Annotated in this window: 18 protein-coding genes and 1 other annotated feature; of the genes, 16 read left to right on the forward strand and 2 right to left on the reverse strand. The window is 46.9% G+C overall.

Going from position 1 to position 23,321, the window contains the following annotated elements; translation table 11 throughout:
* Nucleotides 1-33: 33 nt before the first annotated feature.
* The 10 genes from J4G07_07775 to J4G07_07820 all read left to right on the forward strand — a co-directional run bounded on the left by J4G07_07775 (nucleotide 34) and on the right by J4G07_07820 (nucleotide 12,977).
* A complete protein-coding gene (locus tag J4G07_07775) occupies nucleotides 34-432 on the forward strand; it encodes a cupin domain-containing protein (GenBank protein ID MCE2413885.1) in 399 nt (132 codons plus the stop codon).
* A gap of 65 nt (nucleotides 433-497) precedes the next feature.
* Nucleotides 498-1,472: an enoyl-CoA hydratase/isomerase family protein gene (locus tag J4G07_07780; protein MCE2413886.1), complete on the forward strand. Its 975-nt coding sequence runs from the start codon at nucleotides 498-500 to the stop codon at nucleotides 1,470-1,472.
* The gene (locus J4G07_07785) at nucleotides 1,472-2,653 is read left to right on the forward strand and encodes a thiolase family protein (protein MCE2413887.1); all 1,182 of its coding nucleotides are present in this window, start codon (nucleotides 1,472-1,474) and stop codon (nucleotides 2,651-2,653) included. Before J4G07_07780 ends, J4G07_07785 begins: the two co-directional genes overlap by 1 nt.
* A 154-nt stretch (nucleotides 2,654-2,807) precedes the next feature.
* Nucleotides 2,808-3,824: a lactonase family protein gene (locus J4G07_07790; GenBank protein ID MCE2413888.1), complete on the forward strand. Its 1,017-nt coding sequence runs from the start codon at nucleotides 2,808-2,810 to the stop codon at nucleotides 3,822-3,824.
* 97 nt (nucleotides 3,825-3,921) lie between these two features.
* Nucleotides 3,922-4,569, forward strand: a complete 648-nt coding sequence (locus J4G07_07795; GenBank protein MCE2413889.1) for a dTMP kinase — start codon at nucleotides 3,922-3,924, stop codon at nucleotides 4,567-4,569.
* Between the two features lie 33 nt (nucleotides 4,570-4,602).
* Complete coding sequence (holB, locus tag J4G07_07800; GenBank protein MCE2413890.1) at nucleotides 4,603-5,565, forward strand: DNA polymerase III subunit delta'; 963 nt, start codon at nucleotides 4,603-4,605, stop codon at nucleotides 5,563-5,565.
* A 242-nt stretch (nucleotides 5,566-5,807) separates the two neighbouring features.
* Nucleotides 5,808-7,703, forward strand: coding sequence for a methionine--tRNA ligase (metG, locus tag J4G07_07805; GenBank protein ID MCE2413891.1), 1,896 nt, complete (start codon nucleotides 5,808-5,810; stop codon nucleotides 7,701-7,703).
* A 61-nt stretch (nucleotides 7,704-7,764) separates the two neighbouring features.
* Entirely contained in the window at nucleotides 7,765-10,827 is a 3,063-nt protein-coding gene (locus J4G07_07810; protein MCE2413892.1) for a PD-(D/E)XK nuclease family protein, read from the forward strand.
* A gap of 210 nt (nucleotides 10,828-11,037) precedes the next feature.
* Complete coding sequence (locus J4G07_07815; protein ID MCE2413893.1) at nucleotides 11,038-11,643, forward strand: superoxide dismutase; 606 nt, start codon at nucleotides 11,038-11,040, stop codon at nucleotides 11,641-11,643.
* Nucleotides 11,644-11,930: 287 nt separating this feature from the next.
* On the forward strand, nucleotides 11,931-12,977 hold the full coding sequence (locus J4G07_07820; protein ID MCE2413894.1) for a hypothetical protein: 1,047 nt from the start codon (nucleotides 11,931-11,933) through the stop codon (nucleotides 12,975-12,977).
* On the opposite strand, the gene J4G07_07825 is transcribed toward J4G07_07820, so the two are convergent.
* A complete protein-coding gene (locus J4G07_07825) occupies nucleotides 12,946-15,627 on the reverse strand; it encodes a hypothetical protein (protein ID MCE2413895.1) in 2,682 nt (893 codons plus the stop codon). The two genes, J4G07_07820 and J4G07_07825, sit on opposite strands and share 32 nt — an antisense overlap.
* Nucleotides 15,628-15,950: 323 nt before the next feature.
* Nucleotides 15,951-16,245, forward strand: a binding site (T-box leader).
* A 96-nt stretch (nucleotides 16,246-16,341) separates the two neighbouring features.
* Here J4G07_07825 and ilvB point away from each other — a divergent pair.
* From ilvB to J4G07_07850, 5 genes are all read left to right on the forward strand, one after another.
* Nucleotides 16,342-17,994, forward strand: coding sequence for a biosynthetic-type acetolactate synthase large subunit (gene ilvB / locus J4G07_07830; GenBank protein ID MCE2413896.1), 1,653 nt, complete (start codon nucleotides 16,342-16,344; stop codon nucleotides 17,992-17,994).
* 167 nt (nucleotides 17,995-18,161) lie between these two features.
* Nucleotides 18,162-18,659 carry an acetolactate synthase small subunit gene (gene ilvN, locus J4G07_07835; protein ID MCE2413897.1) on the forward strand — a complete coding sequence of 166 codons (498 nt, stop codon included), beginning with the start codon at nucleotides 18,162-18,164 and terminating at the stop codon, nucleotides 18,657-18,659.
* Nucleotides 18,660-18,847: 188 nt separating this feature from the next.
* The gene (gene ilvC / locus J4G07_07840; protein MCE2413898.1) at nucleotides 18,848-19,840 is read left to right on the forward strand and encodes a ketol-acid reductoisomerase; all 993 of its coding nucleotides are present in this window, start codon (nucleotides 18,848-18,850) and stop codon (nucleotides 19,838-19,840) included.
* A gap of 51 nt (nucleotides 19,841-19,891) precedes the next feature.
* Nucleotides 19,892-20,326 (forward strand): GNAT family N-acetyltransferase, encoded by a 435-nt coding sequence (locus J4G07_07845; protein MCE2413899.1) that lies wholly within the window; start codon nucleotides 19,892-19,894, stop codon nucleotides 20,324-20,326.
* Nucleotides 20,327-20,366: 40 nt separating this feature from the next.
* Entirely contained in the window at nucleotides 20,367-21,485 is a 1,119-nt protein-coding gene (locus J4G07_07850; protein ID MCE2413900.1) for a VCBS repeat-containing protein, read from the forward strand.
* A 21-nt stretch (nucleotides 21,486-21,506) separates the two neighbouring features.
* Here the strand turns inward: J4G07_07850 and J4G07_07855 are convergent, their stop codons facing one another.
* A complete protein-coding gene (locus J4G07_07855) occupies nucleotides 21,507-22,640 on the reverse strand; it encodes a hypothetical protein (protein MCE2413901.1) in 1,134 nt (377 codons plus the stop codon).
* Between the two features lie 168 nt (nucleotides 22,641-22,808).
* Between J4G07_07855 and J4G07_07860 the strand changes: the two genes are divergently transcribed.
* On the forward strand, nucleotides 22,809-23,321 hold a 513-nt coding region (locus J4G07_07860), incomplete at its 3' end, for a phytanoyl-CoA dioxygenase family protein (GenBank protein MCE2413902.1).

A 23,321-nucleotide genomic window follows, 5' to 3' on the forward strand; every position in this document is an offset into this window, starting at 1 on the left:
TAAAATCTCCACTGATTTGTTAGAATGTGTCTCATGAGTAAACAGAAACCCATCATCCTCCATCAAGCAGAACTTGACTGGGAAACTTGGAACGACCCAGACCTCGCTGCCAAGAGTCCAGTGCGTTGGAAAATTCTCATATCGGGTGAACGCGGACCCAGCAGTCAACTCTCTACCGGAATAGCAGAAATGACACCAGGTACCCTTCTCCCGCTTCATCACCATGCCCCAGCGGAGACATACTACGTCATCAGCGGTTACGGGTATATAACAGTAGGCGATCAAGAGGCATCACTCAGTCCCGGGGCATCCGTCTTTATACCCACTAATGCGAAACATTCGCTCCGTTGTACACGCACCGAGAATTTGGTTTTCCTATTCACCTTCGCAGCAGACCAATTCGACGAAATTGTCTACCATTTCGATGCGTAGCCTTCAGTTGGCAGGCAGTTTGGGAACTCCTCTAAGGTAAATTATTGAGAGGTCCACCTGAAAAAATGACAGCCCCTAAACCTATCATCTCCAATGCAGATACGAGTCTGATAGACATCGGCAATGGCATCGTCCGGCTTGAGCTCCATAGCAAGTTGAACATCATCGGGGACGGAATGCTGGAGATGTTTGATGCCGCGTTGGATGAGGTAGAAACCAATTGGACAGGTATGATTGTCGCCACAGAAGCGAAGAATTTTTCGGTGGGACTCAACCTTATTCTCCTGTTGGAGCGTGCGAAAAACAAAGATTGGGATGCTATTTCGACAACGCTCCGGAACCTACAAACCGTTTGCACACGGCTTCGGACAGCATCAAAGCCGGTCGTCGCAGCAACAGCCGGTATGGCACTCGGTGGGGGTTGCGAACTCGCATTCGGTGCTGATGCAGTACAAGCTTTTACTGAAAGTTCCATCGGTCTCGTTGAACTCCGCGTGGGACTCATTCCGGGGGGTGGTGGCACTAAAGAGATGGCATTTCGATGTCTCAAAGGACAGTCTCCGACTGCACCGATTCAGACGCTCTTTCCCTATGTGAATAAGGCTTTTGATACGCTTCGTGAATCAAAGGTTTCACAAAACGCGACGGATGCAGTGGAACTCGGTTACCTTCAACGCACTGATCCGGTTTCATTAGATCCAGAGGCGCATTTCGAGGATGCCAAACGACTTGTGCTCTCACTGCACAAAGCAGATTATCGTCCACCGGAACCACAGCAGATACTTGTGCTCGGTGAAGAAGGAATCGCTCGGCTCGACCTACAAACACATCTCCTTCGCGAAGCCGGAACTATCGACGACTATACCCAGCAGCTTGCCAATCAATTGGCTTACGTCCTCTGTGGTGGTAAACTTTCAACGCCACAATTCGTCACCGAACAATACCTGCTCGACTTGGAGCATGAAGTATTCCTCAGTCTTTGTGGAGCGGCGGAAACCCACGCGAGAATAGAAGCAACGCTCCAGAGAGGTAAAAAGTAATGGCAACGACACCAGATGTGGTTATCGTATCTGCAGCACGGACAGCCGTAGGCAGAGCAGGGAGAGGGACACTCAAGAACACACGTCCAGATGAACTCGCTGCGGCTACTCTCCGCGGAGCGGTTGAGAAACTTCCACGCCTTGATCTGGATGCCGTAGACGATGTCATCATCGGATGTGCCACACATGAGGGACCACAGGGTTACAACGTCGCCCGTATCGCCAGTTTACGCGCAGGGTTTCCTGTTACCGTCCCCGCTCTGACAATCAATCGATTCTGTGCCTCTGGTTTAGAGACGATAGCAATGGGTGCGGAGCAGATTCTATCCGGGCGTGCCGAAGTAGTGGTTGCTGGTGGAGTAGAAAGTATGAGTCAGGTGCCGTTTGGGGTCAATCTATCACCGAACCCTACGCTCATAGAACACGCCCCCGATGCCTACCTCAGCATGGGATTGACCGCTGAAAACCTGGCGCGAAAGTATAATATATCTCGCAACACACAAGACGCTTATGCATACCAGAGTCATCGCAAGGCGGTCGCAGCGATTGATGCGGGTAAATTCACAGAAGAAATCGTGCCGCTGACAATAGAAGAAACGCATTTCAATTCAGAAAATACGTCCGCAACTACCTGTTCTGTGTTTGATACGGATGAAGGACCCCGCCGAGATACGTCGCCAGAAGCATTGGCATCTCTGAAACCTGTTTTTCATGCAGATGGCACTGTGACAGCCGGCAATGCCTCCCAAATGAGTGATGGTGCTGCTGCCGTTGTTTTGATGTCCGAGGCGCGAGCGGAAACCGAGGGTTACAATCCCTTAGCCCGTTTCGTCAGTTATGCTACAGCAGGCGTCTCGCCCGAAATCATGGGAATCGGACCTGTTCCTGCGATTCCGAAGGCACTCGCGACTGCCGGGTTAACTTTAGCCGATATAGATGTCATAGAGTTAAATGAAGCATTCGCCGTGCAAGCCCTCACCGTAATCCAAGAAGCACAATTGCCACCCGAAAAGGTAAACGTCAATGGGGGCGCAGTCGCCTTGGGACATCCACTCGGTTGCACAGGTGCCAAGCTCACCGTAAGTTTGATTAACGAAATGCGGCGGCAAAATCACCGATACGGCCTGGTAACAATGTGCATCGGTGGGGGCATGGGTGCCGCTGGTATTTTCAGTTTTTAATTTATGGGCACTTGACTGCGCTCCGCTATGCTTACGCGCAGCAGGTTTTCGCGTAAACACAACCGCAAGCCTGCAACAACGGCGCAGGCGACCCTTGAGAAACGCAGTTGATAGTTTAGACGCACTTCGTTTCTCCGCAAGGAAAATTAAAAATATGCAAACGCATGTCTATCTCTCCATAGCAGGAGAAAATAGAATCGCCATTTACACATTGGATGTTTCCAGCGGCGACATTGAACTTCAGGAAAACATCGGAGTCAGCGGTTCCCCCGGTCCGTTAGCACTCTCACCGTGTGGTAACTATCTCTATGCTGGACTGCGATCCAGTCGGGAAATCGCAAGTTTCCGCATTGACGAAAAGACCAAACACCTTTCACTTTTGCGGACAGTCCAGTTGAACGCAGATACGTGTTATATTGCAACCGACAAAACCGGGAGTTTTTTGCTTTCCGCCTATTACGGTGCTGGCAAGGTTACTGTGCATACTATCGGCGACGATAAAACCGTCCAAGGTGAGCCGCTTCAGACCGTTGAGACCGATATACACGCACACTGCATCGAAACGGACGCTTCAAACCGATTTGCCTTTGTACCGCATACTGTGCCTCGAAACGCTATCTATCAGTTCCAATTCGATGAGGAAACAGGGGGCCTCACACAAAACCCCGTTGGGAATCTCAATCCGGGTGCTCCGATTGGACCCCGGCATTTCTGTTTTCATCCAAACAAACCGATCCTCTATGCCTCAAATGAACAAGGATCGAGTGTCTCCGCATACACGCTTCAAGAAGGAGGAGAACACCCAGGAATCTTGGTGGATTTACAGGAAGATCTGTCTACACTCCCCGCAGATTTCGATGCGGATAATACCTGTGCTCAGATTCACATCGATCCACAGGGGACATTTCTTTATGTTTCCAATCGAGGGCATGACAGCATCGCAGCATTCGCAATCGACGAAGAGAGCGGTAAACTCAGTGTTGTCGGGCATCGGTTAACCGAACCGACGCCGCGCGTTTTCAACATTGACGCAACCGGCTCCCTTCTCTTTGTCGGTGGCCAGGGGTCAGGTAAACTCGCTACCTACCGCATCAATCGAGAAATCGGAGCATTGGCACCGATTGGCAACTATACAGTCGGGGAAAGCCCGATGTGGGTACTTTTTCTCTAACGTCGTTTCTCCGCAAGGAAAATTAAAAACGCGCAGATTCTTGTCTAATCGTAGCCTGTAACGAAGCGAAAGGCGGATTTAAGAAGGCACCTCAAACATGAAACCCTCGTCATTCCTCCGCAAGGAAAAATTAAAACGCGGAATTTTTATTACATTTGAAGGCATAGAAGGAGCAGGAAAGACGACGCAATCAGAACGTTTGGCAACCGCGCTGGGACCGGACGTTGTACACACCCGTGAACCTGGCGGCACACATATTTCTGAACGGATACGCGACATCTTTCTGGCATCAGACAACATAACCCCGATGACAGAACTGCTTCTCATTGCTGCCGCACGCGCCCAGCACGTAGACGAACGGATACGTCCAGCGTTAGACGCAAACCGGACTGTCATCTGTGATCGGTTTATTGATGCCACTGTGGCGTATCAAGGCTATCGCGGCGGCATTGATCTTTCGTTTATTCACCAATTAAATCGTATTGCGACTGGCGGCTTAACCCCTGATATCACCTTTATCCTCGACCTACCTCCAGAGATAGGGGTATCACGCCAACAACACGCAGCGATCGTTCGCGACCGTCTGGACAAAGAATCGTTGGAATCTCACCGAAAGGTTCGCACAGGATACCTATCCGTCGCGAAGGCGAACCCACATCGCATCAAACTGATAGACGCGACACAGTCGCCAGATGTTATTCACGCTGAGGTCTTAGCCGAATATCAAGACTACACATGGGTTTAAGTCACAATGGTTTCTCTCGTCTCGGAGGAAAAAGTGCAGAATCCGATTATTGGGCATCAGCAGATTATTGAGCAACTCCAGCACACCGTCGCATCCGGACGTATTGCCGGGGCATATCTTTTCGTTGGACCAGCGGGAGTCGGAAAGGAGACAGTCGCCCATTATTTTGCGCAATTAATCTTCTGTCAACAAGAAGCACAACCTCCGATGGTGTGTGGTACATGTCTCGCCTGTCGAAAGGCAGATTCGGGAAACCATCCTGATCTACAGTTCATTCGTCCTGAGGGTAGCCTGCTGAAAATAGGACAGATTCGAGAGTTGCAAAGACAAGTTATCTACGAGCCACTCGAAGCAAGTCGGAAAATCTACATTTTGACAGACGTGGATCGGATGAATCCAGAGGCTGAAAACTGCCTACTCAAGACGCTGGAAGAACCGCCCGCGTCATCCGTTTTAATTTTACTCACGTCAAATATCCAAGCACTCCTTCCAACAACACGTTCCCGATGCCAAATTCTCCAGTTCCACCCGATGCCGACACAAGAATTAGCAGAAATTTTAGTGGAGAGGTTCTCTGTAGTCCCAAAGCAAGCAACAGCACTCGCAATCGCATCGGGAGGATCCATTGGAAAAGCACTCACGCAGCTTGAAAATGGCGATTCACTCACAGAAAAAGTGCCGGAAATCCTCAGAGAGACGGATCGATTAGCCGCTTTCAGACTTGCCGAAGATTTTAAAAATAAACCTGAAACTTTAGGTGAGTTAGTCACATGGTATAGAGACCTCCTCTTTTTACAACAAGGCGCGCCCAGGGAATTGATAACACACATTTATTCCGTTGAGGAACTCCGAGCGATTGTCCCCTATTATTCTCGCTTGCGTATACAACAAGCCATCCAAACCATTTTTGAAACCAAATCCCTTCTTGAAAACACAAATACAAACGCTACTTTAGCTTTAGAGGTAATGTGTTTAAAATTACTCAAAACATCTTAAAGGAACAAGTTTGTATGCGTGTGATCCATCGCCCCTTAGATCACCGACAATTAGGTAACCCAGCGTTAAGTTTTCAATTCCGTTGCCAATATTCAGACACTATTAGCGCCTCACCAATGTATGACGTTTGAATCTCGTAAAGAATAACGGAGAAAGACAAATTGACAGGTAGGTTTTCTCGTGGTATAATTTTTAAAAATTAACTAATGAACCCTAACTGAGAGCCTCGAAAAGGAAATACAATGCGCGCATTTTATGTCACCACACCCATCTACTACGTCAATGATGAACCGCATGCAGGACACGGTTATAGCACCATTGTCGCAGATACTTTGGCACGCTATCACCGACTCAAAGGCAATGAGGTGTTCTTTTTGACCGGTGTTGATGAGCACGGCGCAAAGATACATAAAGCTGCTGAAAAGGCAGGACTTACGCCGCAAGATTATTGCGATAAAATAGCACCTACATTTATCAAATTTTGGAAACGGTTAAATATCTCGCACGACATTTTCATGCGTACGACCAGCGATATGCACAAGCGCGGCGCGGAGAAATTCCTCACCGCCCTCTACGATAGTGGGGATGTCTACAAAGGGACTTATGAAGGATACTATTGCCTCCCCTGCGAACGGTTTTTTCCTGAAAAAGAGTTGACAGACGAAAAGATCTGTCCAATTCATAAATTGTCCTTGGAGTGGCTCGAAGAAGATAACTATTTCTTTCGACTCTCCAAGTATCAAGATCGTTTACTCGCGCATTTCCATGAGAATCCAGACTTTGTCTACCCCGCAGCTCGGCGCAATGAGCTCCTGAGCGTCCTTAACTCTGGATTGGAAGATATAAGCATCTCTCGTTCCTCCGTCTCGTGGGGAATTTCTTTGCCGTTCGATCCTGAGCATATCGTCTACGTCTGGATTGAAGCATTGATGAATTATATGACAGCACTCGGTTATGAAACCGATAGCGAGCAGTATCGCACTTTCTGGCCCGCTGATGTCCACATGATGGGGAAGGACATCACCCGTTTCCATGCGCTAATCTGGCCCGCAATGTTGATGGCTGTAGACCTGCCACTTCCGAAGCAAATCATCGCACACGGTTTTTTGACGAAAGACGGTGAGGCGTTGAGTAAAACGCGAGGTATTTTCGTTGATCTGGACACGGACATCGAAACCTACGGGTTGGATGCGTTCCGTTATTACCTTCTGCGCGAGTTTAGTTTCGGAAACGATGGCGATTATCGTCCCGCTCGTTTGCACGCACGCTACAACGCAGATCTCGCGAATGATCTCGGTAACCTGCTCAATCGTGTTCTCGGTTTAGTGAATAAGAACTTTGATGAGATTCCCGGACCCACAACCCCCGGTGAATTTGATGATGAAATCACAGCGATGGCGCAAACGACAGTCGAGAAATTAGACGAGCACATAAGCGTGTTCGCGTTTGACGCAGCATTGGAAACTATCTGGGAATTTGTCAGACGCATCAATCGGTATGTTCAACAGACGCAGGTCTGGACACTCGCAAAACCTGAGACGAAACCGAGAATGGGCACGATCCTCTACAATAGTTTAGAAGCACTGCGGTTCATTTCTGTCCTGATTTCGCCTTTTGTCCCGGACACGGCTGAGAAGATTCAGAAACAGATCGGTTTAGTGGAATTTGATACCATCGCAGAGTGGGGACGTTTACCTGTAGGATTGACAGTCAGCAGAGGGGAACCTATCTTCCCTCGTGTCGATGTAAAAAAACAGAAACAACCGCAGCCAAAAGAAGCAGCGCAACCCAAACAGAAAAAGGCAAAAGAAACGTCAAGCCTTGTTTCTTTTGCTGATTTCCAAAAATTGGATCTGCGGGTGGCGCGTATCCTCAGTGCCGAACCGATCGAAGGGGCTGATCGACTCCTCAAATTGCAGGTAGATCTCGGTACTGAAAAACGACAATTGGTCGCTGGAATTGCCGAACACTATAAACCTGATGCCTTGGTAGGTAAACAGGTAATAATTGTCGCGAATTTAGAACCCGCGACAATTCGTGGTATTGAATCGCACGGTATGGTTCTCGCCGGGAGCGGTGAGGCTGTCGTTTTGGCAACCCTTGAAACAGAAATGCCGCTCGGTACACAGGTCAGGTAATCGTCACAACAGCAGGAGGTTTTTGGGGAAAACACCAAGTAAAACACCCCGATGTAAACAGATGCAGGATATAGAACATATTCTTAAAACCCGCATTCAGAACGATGAAGCAAATTCCTTCATCATCATTGTACCGACCGATTCCGCGCGTTTAAAACGTCAGCGCGAATTGGTCGGCTATCATCCAAACCGGGCAGTTTCTAATTTGCCCGTGTATACCAGCAAAGATTTCATTCAAAGGTTATACAGTCAAACACAATCACCAAAACAACATATCCTATCAGGGATCCAACACCTTTGGCTTCACGAAATAGTAGACCCAAGCACTAACAATATTGATACCTACCAATATAACACCTTTCGTCCAATTCAAAATACTACCATCCCCGATAGTACACTCTCCCTTATCTTGGATACAATAAATCACCTTAGAGATCAAGGAGAGGCTGAACCCAACTTTGTAGAAGACGACCCAACCCAGGTAGAACTTGCTCGTATTTATAGCGATTATGAGGCGAGACTTGGAAAACAATGGATAGATGAGAAGGGAAAACACCACTACCTGGCAAACAATCTCAAAGAACAGTTCATCAAACGCACATTTCCCAGCGTTAACCTTGTTATTGTTGAAGGTTTTACTTTAATTTCAAAAGCTGATATTAAACTCCTGAAACACATTGCCGAAATATCTGATTTTGAGATGTGGTTTCGCACGGATTGTGTTGAAGACAATAAAGCTCTTTATAAAAATATTATTGACCTCGTATCACAATTTAAAGATACAAATGCTCACATTGATACCAACTATGAACGGGACTCCGATCAACATCAACATTTCGCTGAGAATCTATTCAGAACGAATGCTGTCCCGGATCACAAAACGAATCTAACAGATAAGATTAAGGTTTTAGAACCAACGGATCGATCCGAAGAGGTAGAGCAGATCGCTCATCTCATTCAGCAACATATCTTAAACGCTGACTGTAAACTGAGTGAAACCTGTATTGTGTTCTACAATATAGGTAATTACGAAAAACGCATTGCAGAAGTTTTCCCCACTTATGGCATCCCATATTCACTCGTTGAAAGTATTCCATTGACGAAATCAGAAGTTGTCAAAGAAATCTTTTCTTTTCTTACGCCGCGGCAAGTTCCTCTCGGCAACACATATTTTTCTGATGTTAAGCCTGAACTATTTTTGGTAAATTATCATCCTGACGATTTTAAGAATCATATTGACAATTTTTTCAAATCTGCGGAAACTATTTCAAAAATTTTAAACCCAATGCTACTGAAAAACAGAAAAATTGTCGAAGGTGAGGTACAGGCATTTCAGCAGTTCATAAAAATAGTTAATGGGCTTTGTGATATGTTAAAATCTGAAAAAAATAAGTCATATAAACTTGAAGATTATATTAATAAACTCAAATATATCGCGAAGCATACGCATTATCAAAATAGTGCATCGGCAAGTGAAGAAACCGTTAAGATTTTCCCACTGAGTGAACTCACAAATTTAGCATATAATAATGAACTCAGAAGTCTGGAGTTTGATACCGTCTTTTTGGGAGATTTTGTAGAGGGTAGGTTCCCAGAAAATTACCGTCCAGATCCGCTGCTCCCAGAAAATCCTTATCGAAACGAAGATGAACAGTTACAAGACAACCGATTCACATTCTATCGAGTCCTCAAGTCTTTTCGGGAACGACTTTATCTTCTTACTCCCAAACGTGAAGGAGAAGCGAATTTAATTCCCTCTCCCTTTCTTGATCAATTAAAGGCAATCGCCACTGTTGAAGAAATGAAGGTTTCAAATCCTTCGCGAGGTAGTGTACCCGGCTTCCTCAGTGGGTATGGTGACCACGTATGGACAACACCTACGCCCTCCACTAAAGAATTTCCTGCTGAAATCGCAGAGATGCGTCCCCTCATAAACCATGTCGTTCAGGTTGAAAAAAGTCGAGAAAAGACGCATGATCATCTGGCTTATGAAGGAATTTTAACGGCTAAAACGCTTTCTCCTATAAACCAGAAGCATTTGGAAAATCAGCGGCAGCGGATCTATTCCGTCACAGAATTGGAAACTTATGCCAAGTGCCCATTTCAGTATTTTGTCAACACAGTTTTGAAATTCAGAATTCAAGAAGACGAAACAGAAAATGAATTATCCGGTCTTGAAAAAGGATCATTACTCCATGATGTCATCTTTGAATTTTACAATAACCGTCGCAACCAAAAAAGACCGCCTATTGGACAATGTGGAGAGGTAACCTTTAGAGACGCAGAAGCGCAGTTAAATGAACTGCTGAATCATAAAGCTACAGAACAGCGCAACGAGCGAAAAGAGAAGCCTATTGTCGAGAACAACCTCTTTTGGAGGATTGACATAGAGAAACTTCGCGTTGCGCTGCGTAAATGGCTCGAAGCCGAACGAACATACGATTTATCTGTCTTACCACGCTACTTTGAAGTTAATTTTGGAGAAAAAGGTAAGCGAGAAAGTAGACCCAGAGATTCGGAACTCAGTTGTGATGATCCGATCCCTATCGGAGACGTGCTGATGAACGGCGTAATAGACCGCATTGATATAGGTAATGGCACATTTAATATTATTGACTATAAAACTGGAAGCTCCACCGTCAGAATGCCGGAGATCGTTAGCGGACGGAGCCTTCAACTCCCCATCTACCTACAAACGGCGAAGAAATTGTTGGAAATGTACGGTGGAGCAGAATTAGAGCCAGCAGCAGGTCTCTATCATAAAATCAGATTGGATCAATGTAAAGTTGAACTCGGTATCGGAACGGAATCAGAGAATGGAATTGCCTACAATGCTTACAATGGTACGGACTGGAAATCAGTGAATAAAAGTGGTCAGCTGTTAGCGGATGAAACCTTCGATGACCGGCTTGAGCGCGTCAGTGGCTATGTTCAACAGTACGTTGACAGTATATCTAAAGGCACCTTCCCGCTCATCACGCGCGTTGAGACCTTCGTAGATTCTGAAGAAGAAGGCGATACACCAATCACTCCGAAAAATAAGACAGAACCCTGCAATTACTGTCGTTATAAGCGTGTCTGCCGTGTCGGGGTAATCTCTGAAACACCTCAGTCGGATGACTAACATTCCGCTTTTCGTTTCCACCCTTCAAACGAAAACACCCATCTCACCGATCCGCAAGGTATCATTAAAAAACCTTTCAGAAAAAACTTGCACACTTCTACCAAATCTGTTATACTCTTTTTGATTTTTAAAGTACACTGCTTGCACGCCCCTTGGCGCGCAGACTCGCAAGCGCAAGTGAAAAAATAAATTAGGAGGCTATTTTTAAAAATGGCACATACATTACCAGCATTGCCTTACGCGCATGATGCTTTGGAACCCCATATTGATAAACAAACGATGGAAATCCATCACGGTAAACATCACCAAGGTTATGTTACGAATCTCAACGCTGCCTTAGAGGGACTCGGTGCTGTCGCTGATATGGATATTCACGAGTTGCTCAGTAACCTCGATCAGGTGCCGGAAGACAAACGCCAAGCCGTCATCAACAACGGCGGTGGACACGCCAATCATTCGCTTTTCTGGTCCATCATGAGTCCTAACGGTGGTGACCCCGGCGGAGAAATCGCAGCTGCGATAACCTCTACCTTCGGATCACTTGAAGCGGCAAAAGAGCAATTTGTTACTGCTGCAACCACACGGTTTGGTTCCGGTTGGGCATGGCTCGTCCTCGGCGACAATGGCTTGGAAATCTACTCCACGGCGAATCAGGACAGTCCGATTATGCAGGGACATACCCCGCTTCTGGGAATCGATGTCTGGGAACATGCGTACTATCTGAAATATCAGAATTTACGTCCAGCTTACGTTGAGGCGTGGACAAATGTTATTAACTGGAATCGAGTCAACGAACTTTATATAGCGAACGCCTAACTTTCCGAACACGTTTTAAATGTTGGTAGGGGTAGGAGCGAAGCACTTTTCAAACCTACCCTCTACTCCCTAAAGTCCCAAACACACTCCACTATATTTTGCTTACTCCTTACCACGCGAAATGTAACTCCCAATGAAATCATTAGAGACTCAGAGTTTTCGACTTATCACGAAAAACTGCTCTTTAGATTATTTTTATGCTAATGAGGCATCAAGACGACAGGACCATTAACATGAAATAGTGTTGGACATTCAACATTGTGGAACGATAGAATCGTGAGGGTAAAATGCCGAGACGTAAACCGTACACAAAGGTTGTTAAAACGAATCAAATTCGCGCAGAACATGTTCGCGGAATGGGAGATGTGGTTTTTAAAGGCTTCCAATGTTTGAATAGCGAGTGCTTGGAATTTATTTTCATTCGCAAAGATGAAATTGGTGCTGACTTTGAAATTGCTTGTCCGAGTTGTGGAATGGTTATGCTATCAGGCGATGAAACTCAATTCTATGCGTACAAATTGGAAGATCAGAGAGACAATTCTATTATTGAGGAAGGCACGTTTACTATTCTGCACGATGACTACATTGAGGAAGCACAGGAATATAAGTATTGCATCGTCTGTAATACAATTAAACCACTTGATTTATTTGACAAACATAGTGCCCGGAAATCGGGTCGTCAAGGTGAGTGCAGACTATGCAAAGCAGTTTACAATTCGATTAAAAATAAAACTCGTTTAACAGATCAACACCGCGAAGCCTCGCAAAAGCGACGGATGTATCTGAATCTCTCTGAAAGCACGAAAATTAAGAGGGAAGAAATCTATAAACGTTTTAACTATCGTTGTTTCAAATGCCAAAAGGATCTCCGAAGAGCTGATGATGCTAAAGAACGTCCGCTTGATCATACACTTCCCGCCGTTTTTTTGTGGCCCCTGACCACCGAAAACGCAACATTGCTATGCCGAGAACATAACAGCGAAAAATCGGGGAAGTGGCCTTCATCCTATTACTCAGATGATGAGTTACGGGCTCTCGCTGTCCTGACAGGTATTCAGTACGACACACTCGCTGGTCAACCACATTATAATCCTGAAGCAATTGAACGCCTGAAGACATCTGAGCAGGTCGATCAACTCTTGACAAAATATGCCGTCTATATGGAAGAAATTATCAAGTTACGCAACCGAATTTTGGAGTACGAAAATTTCGATTTTTTTCAGCATTCGACAACCATCTCGTCTGCTTGGATCCGTCAAGCGAATCAGGAATATCAGCGAGTAATTCATCAAAAAACAGATGTTAATACAGAACAAGATACTGATGAGACGTAACGGTTCCTTTGTCCCGGATACCATGGGATTCACAGTGAGCAACGCTTTCATCGAAAAGATCCACTGATCGAAACCACCATTTACCAAGTTTCTGTAAATGATCCGCCATATCACACTTAACACTTTTGCCCAGATGCAAAACAACTACACCATTAGATTTAAGTCGTTCTTTTGCTTGACGAAGAATTGGGATATATACATCAAAACTACTTTTTTGTTTTTCATCAATAAAAACTGATGGTCGTGTTTTGAAATCGCGAGCAGTCCAACCTGAAAACCATAACCGCAACCAATTTGCAGAGTAGAATCGGGTACTATCAAAGAAAGGTGGAGATGTGATAATTGCATCCAGTCGATCTACCTCTCTAGGCCACCAACTTGTTGCATCTTGAAAAAATATCTTTCCCGGTTTAAAATTCATAGGCAAATCCCCAGCCAGACCTCGCTGAACTTTTGCACATAGTTGACTGATTAATGGACGATATTCATAAGGACCAGTGGGTTTGTAGGGGGTAAGCGGATGCGAACGACGACTCAAGGCGTATGGACGATTGCCGTGTAAAATATGGAGCAATGAAGCAAACACAAATTGCTCTTCAGGGGTTTCTGGCGGATGCATTTGAAAGTACCGTCGCGCCAAAAGAACTTCTCTCAACGTGTAGGACTCATAATATTCGGCTATTTTCCCGTTGAACCCCAGATGATTCGCTTCGGTGATCTCAGTGCCTGTAACTGAGTGGCGGTTGATAAAAGCCTCTACTGCTTCAATGACTGTTGTGCATCCGTGTTCCATGGGTTGTTGAACTTTCGCACTCGCGATGGTAAAGGCAGCGGGGCTTATTTCAAAACCGTAGGCTTGTTTGCCGGATAGTGTTGCCTCAAAAGGGATTGTGCCAACACCCGCGAATGGATCTAAAACTCGTCCATCTTCTGGAACAAATGTTTGTACCAAATGATATGCGATGGCAGGTTTTAACTTGCCTGGATAGGAACATAATGAGTGTCGGACATGTCCCCAGTTTCTTTTTATAAAGGGGGTTTTCTGATGAGGTAGATTTTGTTTGAATATATCCCATTCAGCACGCCACCCCACGGTTTGTCTTTTGGAAGTTTTTCCTTCCTGCTTGGAGGCGTGCTTGAAAACAAGCAGTGATTGTTTGAGTAACATTCCACGTCTGGATTTACGTTTTCTAAGTGTTACAGAATCTGTTGGAACAAGACCGAGTTCTTGCAGGCATACTGACAATAATTCGTCTACCGGAACATGAATACCCGCGTAACAGGAATCTCCGATATCAATTGCGACTGTTGCATCAGGAGTTAAGTGACGACAAATGCCTCGGAATATCCCCGTTATCTCGCTAAAATAACTGGCAATCATGCGAGGAATGCGGGAGTCGTAAGCATTTTGTTCGAGTTGAGAGACAGTTTTTTGAACATCCGGGTGCAATTGGGTAGGGGTTTTAGAGACGGTTACGTCATTGATGCCTGCAGTCAAGGATACCGCACGAAATCTTGTTAAGTCTTCCTTTTCTTTTAAGCAACGCAAAAACCATAATTCTATCTTTGTGTTGCGAAAATAGTTTGTTCCGTTGACATAAGGCGGGCTTGTTATTACGGTATCAATGCCAAGAGACGATATAGTATCTAACGAGCGAGCGTTTTCACATACAAGTAGTGGTTCAGTTTTCAGACCGTCAACATCGTTTTGAATATCTTGAACCATCTGATTGATGTTTTGGCACAACCCTTCAATGAGTGGCATTGTTTGCCGCTCAAGTTCTCTCGCCGTTTTGTATCTCAAATCACCTGATCGCTTCATCCGAGATGCGGGAACAAGTGCTGATAGGGTTGCAACTGTGATCAGATCGGCTAAGATTGGATTTTCAAGAGCAACTTCATCAATCCATGAGCGAATCCGTAAAACTTGATCATAAACCGGACCATCAAAAAATAAACTATCACCAAAGGTTTGTATGTAGGCTTGGTGTAAGGTATAATTTTGCGAATATTTTTCAAGTTCTTTGAGTGGAACTTTGGCTTGGGCAAGTGCTTCAGCCAATGCGAAACGTTGAGATAATTTTAACTGCCTGACTCGTATTTTTGTTAAACTCATAAACTGCAAAACTGGATTTATTTCACAGAAATAGGCAGTTTTGTTGAGTTGTGATGCAGTAAAGGCGGTTGTTCCTGTTCCCGCAAATGGATCAAGGATGGTCTGGGCATCTGGGGCATATCTTTCCAGTATAGTTTCCACAAATTGAGTTGAGTATCCCTCTAAGTACGGATACCATCGGGCAAAGGGCTCTTTTCGTCCTTGCTTAAAAGTCACAGTCACTGGATCAAATAGTTCCGTTTTTGTCTCGATCCCTGGCAGTTGAAGTTGGACAGCGGGTTCCCGAATGAGATTTATGGAATGCTCCAACTGACGAAGACAATAGGCATTTAAGGGTAAATTGTCGGCTTTAGCGTTCGCTACAAGAGTTTGATAGTCGTCTCCTAATAATTGGCGCAGTTCAGCACTGGAAAGCCCTTTAATACATTCATAAATTTCATCTGTTTCCTTACCAAAGGCTAAGGTTAGCGATTTTTTCTTAGGTGTTTCCGCCGGATACTCAGGAAAGTAAACGGCTTTGTATTTTTGAGCCATTAATTTTATCCTCCAGAATTCATTAATTTTTTCTGTTAAGGCATGTATATACTATCATATTATGATAGTTTTGTCAATAAGTTAAACAACTCGAATTGCTTATAAGAAATATTTAAAATGTCTCCCACACAGTTGATTGCTATCCATTTAGGAGCAGTTCTAACCAATTTATTCCCCAAAGCGAAATTGCAGGGCACAATTAAATTTCTTGACTTTTCTCTTTAGATGTGTTATACTTAAAGTATAAATATGATTCTTTTTTGCACGTTCGCGACGCTCTATCAAAGCAGCGTGCACAATTAAAATATTAAATAGATTACCCTCAAAAAGCGTTGAAGGGGAGGAGTAAGTCATCCGGGCTTGCGAGAGAAGGAGATTCATAGGCTGAAAGGTCTCCTCAAGTTCCCACGGCTGAAGGTCGCCCCCGAGCTGCTTATCTGAACAAGTCTGTAGGACTTCAGTAGGATGGGTCGGTGTGATGCCCGTTAACGCATCCCAAAGAGTGCTTTTTCTCATTGTAACAGGGCTTTGTCTGCCCGATAACTTGAATGAAAATGAGAAAGAGAATTGGAGTGGTACCACGGTAAGGTCACTGTAAATGTCCTTCTCGTCTCCAAAATTGGAACGAGAAGGTTTTTTAATTTCAACTATTCCCTACCCTATAGGGAACGGGGTCCACACCCCTCGACCCTATCACTTATGAGGAAAATTGGCATGGAACTTTCAGGAGCGCAAATCCTTGTTGACAGTCTCAAACGGGAAGGTGTCGAATATATTTTTGGTGTGAACGGTGGCGCGGCGATGCCGATTGAAATCAAATTGATTCCGATGCGGCATGAACAAGGGGCTTCCCATGCCGCCGATGGCTACGCACGCGTCACTGGGGACGTCGGGGTCGCACTCGCAACCTCTGGTCCCGGCGCAACGAATCTCGTAACCGGTATCGCAACCGCCTATATGGATTCGATTCCAATGGTCGCGATCACCGGACAGGTGTTCACCCACTATATCGGCAGCGATGCCTTCCAAGAATGCGATATTATCGGTGTAACGCGTCCGGTCTGTAAGCATAGTTATCTCATCAAAAATAGCGACGAGGTCGCAGATGTCGTCGCTGAGGCGTTTCACATCGCGAAGACGGGGAAACCTGGTCCCGTCGTTATTGACATCGCTAAAGATGCCCAGATGCATGAAGCACTGTTTCAATATCCAGAAACGGTGGACATCCGCAGTTACAAACCGCAAGTTGACGGCGATCCAGCGCAAATTGCTAAGGCAGCGGCACTGATTAAGGAAGCAAAACGCCCGATGCTGTATGCCGGTGGCGGTGTCGTACTCGCCAATGCCACTGAAGAACTGCGACAACTCACGCTCAAAACCCAGATCCCGATTACTGTTACATTGATGGGGCTTGGTGCATTCCCCGAAACACATCCTTTGGCGATGGAAATGCCCGGAATGCATGGATCTTGCTGCGCAAATTACGCGTTTACTGATGCAGACCTTGTTATTGCTATCGGTGCAAGGTTCGATGACCGCGTTACGGGGGATCTCACTAAATTCGCACCGAACGCGAAGAAAATCCACATTGATATCGACGCGTCGTGTATCGGGAAAAATGTCCCAGTAGACGTTCCTATCGTTGGTGACGCAAAAAATGTCCTGACCGAACTGAATAAACAGGTCGGCATAGCGGATATCGACCCGTGGCGCGATCAGATTCAGGAATGGAAGCAGAAGTACCCATTTGAATACGAGCAAAAAGCCGATAAAGTGATGCCGCAATACGTCATTGAGCAGATTTATGAACATTTCAGTGATTCGATTGTTGTGGCGGATGTCGGACAGCACCAGATGTGGGCAGCGCAATACTTCAAATTCACCGAACCCCGGCAGTGGCTCAACTCCGGCGGTCTCGGGACGATGGGCTTCAGTCTCCCCGCCGCAATCGGTGCGCAACTTGGATGTCCGGACAAAACCGTCGTCAACATCAACGGCGATGGCTCCTATATCATGACGATCCAAGAATTGGTGCCTGCGGTTACCATGAAGCTGCCACTCAAGATTTTCATTATCAACAATATGTACTTGGGAATGGTCCGCCAATGGCAGGAATTGTTCCACGGCAAACGCTATTCCGCTGTCGATTATCACGATAATCCAGATTTCGCCTTACTCGCACAAGCATTCGGTGCCACAGGCTTAAGGGTTGAACACACCGAAGATGTTGTGCCGGCACTCCAGAAAGCACAAGGGATTACCGATGGTCCCGTCGTCATTGACTTCATTGTTGATGAAGAAGAGAATGTGTTCCCGATGGTGCCAGCGGGAGCTGGACTCGGAGATGTTATCCGCGGGTTATCTTAGAGGAATGGTTGTCAGTTTGCTTCGCATTGTCCCAAAAGCCTTTATAGGCTTGCGCAGAATGCGGTTTTTCTCCGAAAAACCTTTCAGTTTTCAGTCAAGAGAGGATCGTTTAACAATGCCCTCTTGTAACCGACAACTGACAACCGACAACTGACAACTATAAAAAAATGAATTCAGAAGAACGACATATTTTTTCCGTTTTGGTCGAAAACCGATTTGGAGTCCTCGCACGTGTTGCAGGCCTCTTCAGTGGGCGGGGCTTTAACATCGACAGTCTCAATGTCGCCGAGACCCATGACAGGAGCATTTCGCAGATAACCCTTGTCACGCACGGCGATGCCCAAATTATTGAACAGATTTACCATCATCTCAACAGACTTATTGACGTTATTGAGGTAACAGACCTATCCACCGACACCCATGTTGAGCGAGAACTTGTCCTCATCAAGATTGCTACCGATGATCCTCAAAAACGCACCGAGATTCTACAAGTCGCGGAAGTTTTCCGGGGTCGGGTTATTGATATGAAACCCGCTTCACTTGTCCTTGAAATTACAGGTGATGAGGGTAAATTGAAAGCAGCGATTGATATTTTCAATACATACGGTATCCTTGAGTTAGCACGCACCGGTAAAATAGCGATGCTCCGTGGCTCCGAATTTTAATTTATGGACCTATGGGCTGCGCTCCATTCCATTACGCGCAGGTTCCTGGTTAAGAACAAACCCCTAAACTCAAATTGTAGCCTGCAACAATACGCAGAAACACCCAAGCAAATACACGCAGGCGGATATACGGAAGGAAACGGTCCTACGCAAACCTTCCAAAACGAACCGCAAGGAAAATTAGAAAAATGGCAACGATTTATTACGATAGTGATGCCAATTTTGATTTATTGAAAGAGCGCACTGTCGCTGTAGTTGGTTATGGCGCGCAAGGACGCGCGCAATCCCTAAACCTCAAAGACAGCGGAGCAAACGTTGTCGTCGGATTATACGAAGGCAGCCGCTCAAAAGCGCGAGCGGAAGCCGAAGGCTTGACCGTCAAAACCGTTGAAGAAGCCGCCGCAATGGCAGACATCGTTCAGATTCTCATCCCTGATGAGCGACATGCAGCCGTCTATCGCGATCAGATTGCTCCGAACATGGAATCGGGAAATATGCTCCTCGTCTCACACGGGTTCAGCGTCCATTTTGGACAGATTGTACCTGCCAGTGACATCGATGTCGCAATGATTGCCCCAAAGGGACCTGGATCCCTTGTCCGCGAGGTATTTGAAGGCGGTGGTGGCGTGCCGTGTCTCATCGCTATACATCAAGATACCACAGGTCTCGCACGCGATGTCGCACTCGCGTATGCAAGAGGCATCGGCGGCACACGTGCGGGTGTCATCGAAACCACGTTCCGTGAGGAAACCGAAACCGATCTCTTCGGTGAGCAAGCTGTCCTGTGCGGTGGAACCGCCGCACTCATCAAAGCCGCTTTTGATACACTCGTTGAAGCGGGTTACCAGCCTGAGATGGCTTATTTTGAATGTTTGCACGAATTGAAACTGATTGTAGACCTAATCTACACAGGTGGATTGAGCAAGATGCGGAACGATGTCAGCAACACCGCCGAATACGGCGACCTGACACGCGGTCCCCAGGTTATTGATGATAGCGTCCGGGAAAAGATGCGCCAAATCTTGAAGGACGTTCAAGGTGGTGTCTTCGCACGTGAGTGGGTCTTGGAGAATGAAGCGAATCAACCCGTACTCGGTGCACTTCGCCGACAAGAAGAGGAATTGCAGATTGAGGAGGTCGGCAAAAATCTGCGCAGCATGATGAGCTGGCTTGACGAGTAGAAGAGACTTTCCCCAGCCAAAGTAGGTGCGGTTTTCAAAGGCACCGATCAGATGGATTTATCCAACGGAACAGATACTTTCTTCATACGAGAGTGCCTTCCAGATGAAGCGGAGGCACTTCTCATATTGTGGCAGGCTGCTGGAACATCTCCGAGTATCACAGATACTATCACAGACATCCGAGCTGCAATAGACAGTCTCGCGTCGGTCCTCGTTGCTGAAGCAGATCAACGTATTGTGGGTTCCTTAATCGCTACTTTCGATGGGTGGCGAGGGAACATGTATCGGATCGCAGTTCATCCTGGCTACCGACGGCGTGGCATTGGACGAGCCTTAGTTGAGGAAGGCGAGAAATGTTTAACAAAACAGGGAGCGAAACGCATCACAGCACTCGTAGAAGAGAAGTATCCGTGGGCGACTGCATTCTGGTCGAGCGTCGGGTATGAGATAGAGCCTGGGATACTCAGGTTTTTCCGCAATCCTTAGAAAATACACCGTGTGCCATCATACGAGGAGGTTAGTTACCGTGAAATTCAGAGGATATCAACTGGACAACACCTTCAATAGCGTTTATGGGCTCGCAGTCGCCGATATAAACGGAGACGGGCAACTCGACATCATCGCTGGCTCTACAGGCGAACCCATTATCGCTTGGTACGAGGCACCCCATTGGCAAAGGCATCTCGTCACCGATCAGGGAAGCGGACACATCACCATCGCGCCTTACGATCTCACCGGTAACGGCGCGCCTGACCTCATTGTCGGAAGTGGCTTCAATCGCGGCGTCAACGCCGCAGGTGGATACCTCCAATGGCTTGAAGCACCTGCACAAGACGGACAGAACTGGAAAAGTTATCGCATCGCCGATGTCCCTTTTATCCACCGTATCGCACTCGCAAACCTCTCCAAGAACGCATCAACATCGAGTCCCTTTCTCATCGTTGCATCGATTCGCGGTGAGGACGGTAAGCCCGGCGAATGGCATAGTCCCGGTTCCCTCTGGTGCTATGAATTGTCGGATACCCCGCGTGAAGCTACCTCTTGGCAATCCCACCTCCTTGATGATTCCCTCCACATCAACCACGGTTTGAGTATCAATGACGTTGACCAAGATGGACGTGATGATGTCCTGATTAGTTGCTCGGAAGGATTAATCTGGTATGAACCGCCTGTTGCACCCATGACAGACGATTGGGGTAAATGGGTCATCAGCGACCGCGAGTGTAGCGATACATTCGCCGCTGACATTGATGGCGACGGTATCAACGAGATTTTAGCGATTGAGCCGTGGCACGGGAACAATCTCGTCTGGTATAAAGCCACTGGAGATCTACGAACCGATCCGTGGCACCGCTTTCTCATTGACGACACACTCAACAGAGGGCACTCCCTCGCCGCTGTTGACGTTGATGATGATGGGGTGCTTGAGATTATCTGTGGCTACAACGGCGAAGGCACGAGTTTACATCTCTACCGTCCAGAGGATCTGGCACAAAATCGGTGGAGCAAAGAGACAATCGACGATGGCGGTTTAGGTGTCGGACAGATGCACGTCCTGGACATGAACGGGAACGGCAGACTGGACATCGTCGCCAGCGGTCTCAGCACCGGCAACGTCAAGTGGTATGAAAACCAGTCCAGTTGAGAACCGCTCGCGATCTGATAACTATCCTTCAATCGCTTCAACGTTCGCGCGGGGTAAAGTGATCTGGTGACCATCTTCGAGTTCGACACGCAACACCCGCACCTGTGCCTCTGTCTCCAAGTTCTGAAGTTCCACTGGCAGTTCCGTGACGCGTCCTAATTTGCCGAAATACGGCTCCCGAATGATGCGGACCGAGCTGCCAACCTCCAAAATGCCCTCCATGCTTTCAGTCTTCCCCTCTTCCACCGTTTCTACACCCTCTGATACCAACGGAATCACTATCTCCGGACGGACGACCCCAGCACGAATCTGCGTTGCACCGTTGATAGAGGTTTTCATGCCCTCCCGCGCTTTTAGAAGTGTAAACGTCTGCTCCGCCATCGCGATGCTTCCGAACCCTTCCGTGATAACCAGCGTAATCCCGATCTCCTCAGACCCCGTAATCGCAACACCGAGTTCATAGCCGAGAAGTTCCCGCAGATCCGCGTCGTCAATCCCTCCAGCAATAATGCCTTTCACTCCCTGCTGAACCGCTTCCTGGATTGCCTCAGTCGTGACCAGTGAACCACCGACCAGAATATCCCCCTGATGCTCAGGCAGAATCTGTCCGACAGTCAGCTCATCACTCGGAGAAGAAACAGCGAGAGTCAAATTCCCGACTGTTTCGCCGCCAACCCCGAAGATGCCTTGGATGTAGGTGCCGTAAGTCTCTACTGTGACACCCTCGTTTGGAGCAATCTCCGTTACTGTGCCATCTGTGTAGGCTTTGACTTCCACAGGAATCGGTGGTTCGCGGAGGATAACCTGTCCTGTGACATCGGACACGGCTTCGATTGTGCCGTCAATCGGTGAACGCGCCTGCGATTTGAAAAGCCCAAACAACCCTTTGGTCGTGGCAATAATCTCATCTTTGGCAATAGCTTCACCGACAGGTTTGAGCATATATTCTATAACTTCTTCTGCGGAGACACTGAGCAGGTTGGCAACATTCAGCAGTTGGACGTTGCCCGGCAAATCTGCCTTCGCAACGACGTCCTCTGCCTGAACCGTCGTACCGGCTTCAACGAGAACCTCGCCTTGAAGCGGAAGCCGGCGTTCTTTCTGAATTGTCATCCGCTCGGTAACCTTCAGACCCGGGGTATAGGCGTGCGCCATTAATTAATCTCACTTTCAAAATGTAGTCTGTTTCTATGAGTCCTATAAATATGATGTCTATACCGACTCGGTATGGTTAACCTCGTCAGTGAATACAACAATATATTATACCATTTTCGTTATACTTATGGTAAGATACAATCAGAATTTAAGCGAGGTGGAGCAACAATGTCGAATCAAGGTGTAACCTATAAAACTGACAAAATTATGCCGACATGGGAACAACTCGCCGAAATGGGGCGCGATCTCCAATTTTATCCAAGCGTCACCGAACATCCAAAGGTGTTAACCCAGAATGTCAAAGGGATCCCGATTTTCGATGAAGACGAAATCGGTGAACACCGTCAATACTTTGATACCCTGTTAGCAAGCGTCATGGCAGAAGGCGGAAGCAGTTACTCGATTATCTCCGCACACATGAAATACGGAAAGGTCTATGACCTTCTCACGCACCCAAAGATCGTCGCCTGTGTGAAAGACTTGATCGGCGAGGATGTTATCGGTTGGGGCGCGCACTACTTCTGCAAAATGCCGCACGATCCGAAAACTGTCGGTTGGCATCAAGATGCCGGTTACTGGCCCCTCTCCCCTTCCAAGACTGTTACCGTCTGGCTCGCGATCGACGATGCCGCCGTTGAGAACGGCGCAATGCGATTCATCTCAGGTTCACATCACCTTGGA

The sequence above is a fragment of the Candidatus Poribacteria bacterium genome (genome assembly GCA_021295715.1).
Classification (GTDB): domain Bacteria; phylum Poribacteria; class WGA-4E; order WGA-4E; family WGA-3G; genus WGA-3G.